The sequence below is a fragment of the Paraeggerthella sp. genome (genome assembly GCF_048427265.1).
Classification (GTDB): domain Bacteria; phylum Actinomycetota; class Coriobacteriia; order Coriobacteriales; family Eggerthellaceae; genus Paraeggerthella; species Paraeggerthella hominis.
The window spans coordinates 1-7,739 of record NZ_DBFOSR010000094.1 but is presented as its reverse complement, the minus strand read 5'-3'; the positions used below and the strand labels follow the sequence as shown (position 1 = coordinate 7,739).

The 7,739-nt window shown below is 62.8% G+C and carries 5 protein-coding genes and 1 pseudogene; 3 read left to right on the top strand and 3 right to left on the bottom strand.

Annotated elements, in window-relative coordinates; all coding sequences use genetic code 11:
* Positions 1-92 precede the first annotated feature (92 nt).
* A complete protein-coding gene (locus tag ACMNI9_RS08500) occupies positions 93-863 on the top strand; it encodes a MerR family transcriptional regulator (RefSeq protein ID WP_418831620.1) in 771 nt (256 codons plus the stop codon).
* 87 nt (positions 864-950) lie between these two features.
* Here ACMNI9_RS08500 and ACMNI9_RS08495 read toward each other — a convergent pair.
* From ACMNI9_RS08495 to ACMNI9_RS08485, 3 genes and pseudogenes are all read right to left on the bottom strand, one after another.
* A pseudogene (locus tag ACMNI9_RS08495) lies at positions 951-2,000 on the bottom strand (PDDEXK nuclease domain-containing protein).
* A 105-nt stretch (positions 2,001-2,105) separates the two neighbouring features.
* Positions 2,106-3,629, bottom strand: coding sequence for an ATP-binding protein (locus ACMNI9_RS08490; RefSeq protein WP_216529077.1), 1,524 nt, complete (start codon positions 3,627-3,629; stop codon positions 2,106-2,108).
* Entirely contained in the window at positions 3,626-5,173 is a 1,548-nt protein-coding gene (locus tag ACMNI9_RS08485) for a VWA-like domain-containing protein (RefSeq protein ID WP_418831618.1), read from the bottom strand. The genes ACMNI9_RS08490 and ACMNI9_RS08485 overlap by 4 nt, the downstream gene beginning before the upstream one ends.
* Before the next feature lie 148 nt (positions 5,174-5,321).
* Here ACMNI9_RS08485 and ACMNI9_RS08480 point away from each other — a divergent pair, with 148 nt between their 5' ends.
* Both ACMNI9_RS08480 and ACMNI9_RS08475 read left to right on the top strand, forming a co-directional pair.
* Complete coding sequence (locus ACMNI9_RS08480; RefSeq protein WP_418831616.1) at positions 5,322-7,322, top strand: hypothetical protein; 2,001 nt, start codon at positions 5,322-5,324, stop codon at positions 7,320-7,322.
* 130 nt (positions 7,323-7,452) lie between these two features.
* Positions 7,453-7,739: AAA family ATPase (locus ACMNI9_RS08475; protein WP_418831614.1), on the top strand; the 287-nt coding region annotated here is incomplete at its 3' end.

Sequence of the window (7,739 nt, the reverse complement as noted above, 5' to 3'; positions counted from 1 at the left end):
GTATTCTTGCTTGACCCTCTCGTTACGGGAGGGTTTATGCTGTATTCCGGTGCTCGGGCGATCGACGAGCGCCGGAGGCGAAGGAGGCCAGCATGCCGCATGAGAAAACCTATACGGTTCACCAGCTTGCCGAGTTGTCGGGCGCAACCGTGCGCGCGCTGCATCATTACGACGAAACGGGGCTGGTTCGGGCGCAGCGCGCTGCGAACGGGTATCGGCTGTACGGCCCTGCAGAGGTGGATCGGCTGCAGCAGGTTCTGCTGTATCGCGAGGCCGACATGTCGCTTGGCGACATAAAGCGACTGCTTGACGATCCGGCGTTCGATGCGCGGGAGGCTTTGGCCGGGCATTTGCGCGAACTGCGGTCTCGGCGTGCTCGCATAGATGGATTGATCGCGAGCGTTCAGAGAACGCTCGCCAGCTTGGAAGGACAAGAAACCATGAAGGACAAGGATAAGTTCGAGGCGTTCAAGAAGGGACTCGTCGAGGAAAACGAGAAGAAGTACGGTGCGGAGGTGCGCGAACGTTGGGGCGATGAAGCCGCCGACGCCAGCAACGCGAAGCTTATGGGCATGAGCGAGGAGCGGTACCTTGCCGTGCAGGAGCTCGAGGCCCAGATCAAGGACTCGTTGCTGGCCGGCATGGCTGCGGGCGACCCGGCGGGCGAAGACGCCCAGCGTGCCGCTGACCTGCATCGCCAATGGCTGTGCGCATTCTGGAAGGACGGCACGTACTCGAAGCAGGCGCATGCTTGCTTGGCCGAGGGCTATGTGGCCGACGAACGCTTCGAGGCGTACTACGAAGCATGGGCTCCCGGTGCGACCGTGTTTCTTCGCGACGCCATCAAGGCGTACTGCTCGTAGTGGTGCCGGGGGCGCGTTGGCGCTTCGGCTGGACGCCATAGGAGCGGCGTCCAGCCGAAGCTCGCGCGCGGCTGGCGTGCCCCTCGGTTAGCTCTTTTCTGCCGTGGGACTGGTATGGTCGTCATCTTCTTTTGCGAGCAGGCAGGTTGTTTCGAGGGCTTGCGACAGCTCTTCCTCGGTCGGTAGGCAGAGCACGTACTGCGAGGCAAATATTCCTCTCCCATCGGCGAGCGCGGAGTACTTGGCTACCGTTTTGTTGCGATTGGCGCAGAGGACGATCCCGATCGTGGGGTTATCGTCGGCTCAGGTGCATTGATCGTCGAACAGGCGAACGTAGAAGTCCATCTGGCCGATGTCCTGCGGCGTGAGCTTCCCTGTTTTCAGATCGATCAGCACGAAGCACTTGAGGATGTAATGGTAAAACACAAGATCGATGTAGTAATGGTCGCCGTCGGCGCTGATGCGTTGTTGACGGGCGACAAACGAGAATCCCTTTCCCAGTTCCAGCAGGAATTGCTGAAGCTTGTCCATGAGCGCTTGTTCCAAGTCCGTTTCCAGGAAGTCTGAATTTCCGTTCAGTTCGAGGAAGTCAAGAACGTACGGGTCTTTGAGGACGTCGTCTGCCTTGGTCGGAGGCTCAAGCTGTTGGATCTCTTGCCGAACCTTGTCTTTTCCCTCCGCACGGGTGGCCAGCAGGCGTTCGTAGTAGAACGAGTGAATCTGTCGATCAAGCTGTCGTACCGTCCAGCGCTCCTCGACGGCGGAGCGGACGTAGAAGTCGCGTCGAACAGGGTCTTCTATGCGGATGATCAGGCGATAGTGTGACCAGCTCAATTCGGCACACAGTGTGTGCCGAATTGGGTATGCAAGGTACAGCTGACGCATGGCGCGGAGATTTCGCTCCGTGAACCCTTTGCCGAACTCGGCGGTCAGCCGCTCGGACAGGTATTTCATGAGGTGCTTTCCGTATTCGGCGCGATCTCCCTGCGCCTCGGCGATTTGTCGCCCGATTTCCCAATAGGCGGAAACCATCGCGTCGTTCACGGCGGCAGCGGCTTTCGTGCGCGCTGACGCAAGCGTTGAGCGAACGGATTGGTAAACCGTTTCATCCGAGGCGGAATCGTAAAGCTGTTCCATGGACAGCCCCCTTTCAAGAAGGCGGCTGTCCTTTGCGAGAAAGTTAGGGTAGCACCCAACCAACGTATATTGTGTGTTCCATTATATAGAACAAAAGTTCGTGTATCAAGCGTTTTCTTCCGTCAAATCCAGTCGGTTGATGCGGTCGGCCAGGTCGGCGCCGCGCTCGTAGAACAGCAGGCTCTTGTTGTGTTCGAAGTACCGATCGCAGCCGTGGTCGTTGATGAAGGCCATGCTGTAGCGGTTGACCGACAGGTCGGTGACCAGCAGCAGCATTTCCTGGCTTTCCCCGAACGCCCGCTCCACGAACGCAAACGCGTTGTCGAGCGCCTGCCCGGCAGTGCCCACATGTTGGTCAAGCGCGCTCACCGATTCGCCGAACAGCAGCTTTACCTGGGAGAACGGCACCGAGCTACCCGCGTTGCGCATGGCTTGGTCGAACAGGGCCAACGTGCGCTCGTATGCTACGTACTTCTCGTCCGATAGCAGGCCGTTCTTGCGTTCCGTTTCCAGCTGGCGCTGCAAGGCCGCGGATCGGTCACGCAGCTGGGGCAGCACATCGCATTCGTCCGCGTCTTCTGCATTCGCTCCCGCTTCGTCGCGGATGGCCGTCAGCTCGCGATGCGCGAACGCAACGGCGCGCTCTTCCAGCACGGCATCGCGCACGCGTCCGCCCAAAGCGTCGGTGATCAGGCCCATGAGCGAAACGCGTTCGTCGAAGGCTGCTTCCTGCGCGCGCTCGAGCACGGTTTCGTCTTCTTCGCCCAACAGGATGCGGTCAATTTGATAGTCGGCCCGGTACTTGGTGAACAGGTCGTAGTACACGGAAAAGCGCTTCGATATCTCGGCGTTCTGCACGTACTGGCTGACCAGCAGTTCGTCTACGGGGAGGCCCTGCTCTTCGTAAAGCTTCATCATGGACGAGAGGTCGTCCCATCCGCGCGCAGTGACGAACGATTTGCCGTCCACCGTGGTTTCCATGTGGTAGAAGTGATCGCGCTCGATGTCCAAATACGTTAGCACAGCGGGGTGAACTCCCTGCTCGACGGCGTAGTCGCGCCAAACCGCGAAATCGGGGTCCACGTCGATGCGCTTGAGGCGGTCCCAGGTGGCGATGTCGAAATCGTGCGCGGTGCGGTTGTATTCGGTCGGGTTTCCGGCCGTGACCACGATCCAGCCGTCGGGCACGCGATGGCGGCCGAACACCTTGTACTGCAAGAACTGCAGCATGGCGGGCGTCAGCGTTTCGGACACGCAGTTGATCTCGTCGAGGAACAGGATGCCCTCGCGTCGTCCGGTCGCCTCCATCGCGTCGTATACGGCGGCGATGATCTCGCTCATCGTGTACTCGGATACGTCGTACTCGCTGCCGTCGTAGGTTTTCTTCGCGATGAACGGCAGGCCGAGCGCGCTTTGGCGCGTGTGGTGCGTCATCGAGTAGGACACGAAGCCTACGTCAAGCTCCTGCGCGATCTGCTCCATGATGGCCGTCTTGCCGATGCCGGGCGCTCCCAGCAGGAACACCGGGCGCTGGCGTTCGGTGGGAAGGCGGTAGTTACCGAACGCATCCTTTGCGAAGTAGGCTATCATTGCGTTTTTGATCTGGTCTTTCGCTTGCCGAATGTTCATCGGATGTCCTCTTCCTCTTCCAAAACGAAGGTTTCGTCCAGTACTACTTTCATGGCCCAAGAGGCAACGGGCGGGGCGGCTGCGGCGGATACGTCGTCTACGAATACGAAGGCGGTGTCGTAATCGGGCTTGCGGGCGGGGTAGGTGCCCTGTCCGTCGGTGAAGTAGATGAGGCCGCCCAGGTTCGTTAGATCGCCGCGCTCGATCTCGCTATCCACTAGGGCGAACACGGGCCTGAAGTCCGTGCCGCCAAGCCCCTTGATCTCCAGGTTTTCCAGATAATCCTCCAGCTCCGCCAGCGATCCGATGCGCACGGCGCTCGTGACGGCGGCGTCGCACTGCACGATGAGCACGTTCATGTCGGCGAAGAAGCTGGTTTCGTTCGCCAGGATGGCGTAGGTCTTTTCGATGAAGCGGCGCACCAGGCCGTCTTTCGTGGAGGCCGAGGTGTCGATGGCGATGACGAAATCCCTGATGCGGCGCTCTTCCACGTATTCGAGCGGTTCGATCAGGGGCAGATTGCCGTAGCGCTCCAACCCGTAGCAATAGTACACGTAGTCGAATTCGTCGTCGTTTACGCGAATCTGCTCGCCCATGCGCGCGAACTTGCGCAAGAACTCGCGATAGTCCTGGCGCTCGCGCGTGACCGCCTTCAGATTCATGGCCAGGTTCGCGCCCTCGACTCCCCAGAGCTTCGCGTACGCGTCTAGCTGCACGCCCATCTCGTAGGCCGCGCTCTTCCATTGCTCCTTCGATCGGTCCAGGTTCACGGTGTCGGCGAATCGGTCGTCGATGGATCGGCCGGCTTTCTCGGGCGCTTCCTTTTGCACGATGTCGTCCTGGCTGACGGCTTGGTGGGACGTATGGTTGCGTTTCGCCTGATCGGCATCGGGAGGCAGGTCCATGTCGGTACCGCTTTTCGCGGCCTGCGAGGAAGCTGCGCCATCCGGTGCGTCCGGCCCTTCGTCGCGCCGGCCCTCCTCGGAATCGGCCTTGCTGCGTGCGGCCTCTTGCGCGGCCATGCGATGCCAGGGTTCGTGGTTGTCCACGTAGAAGGGCGCGCGCAGGGCTTCCAGGTCGTCTTCCAGCTGCTGCTCGATCAGGTAACGGTAGACGGTTTCGGCGGTTGCCAGGGGGACGTCGGCATCGATGCGCGCGAGGGCGGCTCGTTGGCGATCGGCGCGCTCGGTGCGCGTGACGGGCAGGTCAAGCTCGTTGATGGCGCGCTCGACCACGATGTCGCAGGCGGCGTCCCAGCACGCGGCGTTCACGCGCGCAGACGGGTACGGATGCAGAAACACGTTGTGCAGCACGATGTGCAGGTACGCCCGCGCAATCGAGGCCGGCTCGTCCGCGTAGGCGCGCGCGATGCTGGCGGGGCTGTACCGTATGCGGGCGCCGTCGGTGGCGAACGTGGAACCGGGCACGGGGAGGTACGTAAGGCGCGCGAACGCAGCGTTCATGAACCTCAGGTTCACGAGCAGCTCGGTTCTCGCGAGGTCGAGCGCTTGCCGCGCAAGCGGACCTACGGCTTCGACGGCCATGTTGCTCCTTTGAACGGACGTGCGTGTGCGAAGCGCGTGCTGGCTTCGCGGTGGCTCTTGCCTTCGTCGCTTCCCGCAGTGTAGCATGGGGCAGGCCAAGGGTAAACAAACCTGTTACCAAGAGGTTTTTGGGAGGTAGCACAATACTATGATGGAAAACACGCTGGTCTATCATGGTGCGCAGGCGCCCATCGATGATCTTATTGATCAAGTGATCAAAAATCCACCCCGTCTTGACGCGCGCGACGTGGACGTGGTGGAAGCCGCTCGGGCGGTGGAAGGCGAGGTGTGGTCCCCCCAGCTTCCGGCGTACCGCGCATGGGTGGCGAACGACGGCGCCGACGATGCTGCTTCGGGCGAGGGCCGCGAGGGGGATTTGTTCTCGGCCGGCGCGCTGTGGATGGGGGAGTTCGATGAGCTGCTGGCCCAAGCGGCCGAGCAGGATGCCGGCGATTCCGTCGAGCCTTCGCCGATGCGGGCTCGCATGGAGGAAGGCCTGCGCGGTGCGATAAGCGTGCGGCAGGTTCCGGGCGGCTATGCTCTAACGGCTTTCGACTTGCATCGTTTTGCTGCCGCGGTCGGGCGCAGCGAGGATCTAGTGGTTGCGCTTCCTGCGTTCGTGGACGGCGTCGCCGTGGTGCGCGTGGCGGTCGAGGCGTTTGCCCGGCGGTTCGTGCAGGGCGTGGGCGTGCGGCTGCTGGTGGTGCCCGATACGGTGGAGCACGTTGCGGCGAACGCGTTCGCGGCGATGTCTGCACAGCGGATTCACCTTGGGCGCGGCGTAAGCCAGCTGGGCGAGCAGCGTTGCGACCTTGCAGGCGTTTCCCCGCGCTTGGCGCGGCGGGAGTATTCGGTCGATGCGGCCAATGCGCGCTATTGCGCGCGCGAGGGAAGCCTGTTTTCCGACAATGGCAAAGAGCTGGTGTTTCTGGCTTCGCCTTACGGCGAGCGCGTGAGTTTGCCGCAGGGCGTGGAGCGCGTGGCCGCTGCGGCGTTTGCGGACGGTTGCGAGCCGCCTGCGGTGGTGGATTGCTCGGCCGCGCTTGCGCGCGTGGATGCGCGCGGTTGGGACGATGCGGTTTGGAAGTGTCCGGCCGAAGCTCCTGCGTACCGCGCCCTGCGCAAGCGCGGCGTACGTTTGGCCGGGCCTTTTGCCGTGGAGCTTGACGGATGCTGGTACGACTTCGATGACGAGGGCGCCGTGCTGGTGGCGGGTCCGCCGAAGCCCGTTTCGGTGTCGCGTCGTTTCGCTGAGCAGGCTGCCGTGCGCGCCGTAGCTGTGCGCGGCGCGGACGAGGCTGCCGCCGCTGCCGCGCGCGAGCTTTCGCCGTCTGCGGCAGCGGCCGAAGCGGCTACGGAGTTCGCGGCGTCGGGCGAGGCCGGTTCGACGGTGGACTACGTGTCGGCCAGCGCGAGCGACATTCTTGCGCTTCCGCGACAGGTCGAAGGGCGTCCGCTGGTGCGCATCGGCGTGAGGGCGCTGCCGTTCGCCCCGGCCTCGGTGGTGGTTCCCGACACGGTGCGCGTCATCGAGCGCGACAACGCGTGCCGCGGAACGAAGCGCCTGGTCTTGCCCGAAGGTTTGCGCTCCATCGGCGCGCATTGCTTCTGGTCGCGCAAACTGGAAGGCCCCGTTCCCATTCCGGCAAGTTGCCGCTCGGTGGGCGAGGGCAGCTTCGAGTATTCGGTGTGCCGATTGTCGCATGCGGGAACTATCGTGCATGTTTCCGCTGACCAGCTGCTCAGTTGTTTTCTGGTGGACGCTCCCGACGGCGTTCCGTTCGACTTCGCGCGCTACGACGAGCTGTTGCGATCGGGAAAGAACTTGCCGGATCGTTTGGGCGCGCTTCTGCATCGGCTTGCGTCGCCCTACCGACTGTCTGACAGTGTGCGCGTCGTTCTCGTCTCCCATCTGCGGGGATACGGGAAGGAGGCGTGGGAGCGCGTCGCGCGCGAGGGCGATCGCGACATGGTTGAGGCGTTGGTGGAAGCCGGGTTCATCGACGAGGCCTCGTTCGACCGTCAGATCGAGCTTTTGCGCTCGTGCAACCGCACCGATTGCGTGGCGTACCTGATGGAATGGCGTCGCGAGCAGCGCGCCTCGGAGGCGAGCGCGCCCTCTTCGTTGCGCGATCGGTTCGCGCTGTAAGGAAGCGCGCGAAGGGGGACCTCGCTTCCCTGTCTTGCCGGTTCTGTCCCTGCCGGGCGATCCGGCTTCGACGCGACGAGGGCTGGTATACTGGGAGCCCGAATGGAACCAACGCTGCAAGAGGTGCGCGATGATCGATGAGATACAGGTTGAGAACCTTGCGCTGATACGCGAAGCCGCGCTTGAGCCCGCGCGCGGGTTGACCGTGCTCACGGGCGAGACGGGCGCGGGCAAAACGGCGCTGCTTTCGGCGTTGAAGCTGCTCATGGGCGCGCGCGCCGATAAAGATTCCGTGCGCGACGGCGAGGACGCGCTGGCTGTATCGGGTCGGTTCTTCGGGATTGCGGCTCTGGGCGATGGCCAAGATGATGCGGTTGCCGATGATCTGGTGGTTTCGCGCCGGGTTACGTCGGACGG

Bases quoted from the DNA above. Each gene is read 5' to 3' on its own strand.
- ACMNI9_RS08500 (WP_418831620.1), top strand. From the start codon at position 93: ATGCCGCATGAGAAAACCTATACGGTTCACCAGCTTGCCGAGTTGTCG.
- ACMNI9_RS08490 (WP_216529077.1), bottom strand. From the start codon at position 3,629: ATGAACATTCGGCAAGCGAAAGACCAGATCAAAAACGCAATGATAGCC.
- ACMNI9_RS08480 (WP_418831616.1), top strand. From the start codon at position 5,322: ATGATGGAAAACACGCTGGTCTATCATGGTGCGCAGGCGCCCATCGAT.
- ACMNI9_RS08485 (WP_418831618.1), bottom strand. From the start codon at position 5,173: ATGGCCGTCGAAGCCGTAGGTCCGCTTGCGCGGCAAGCGCTCGACCTC.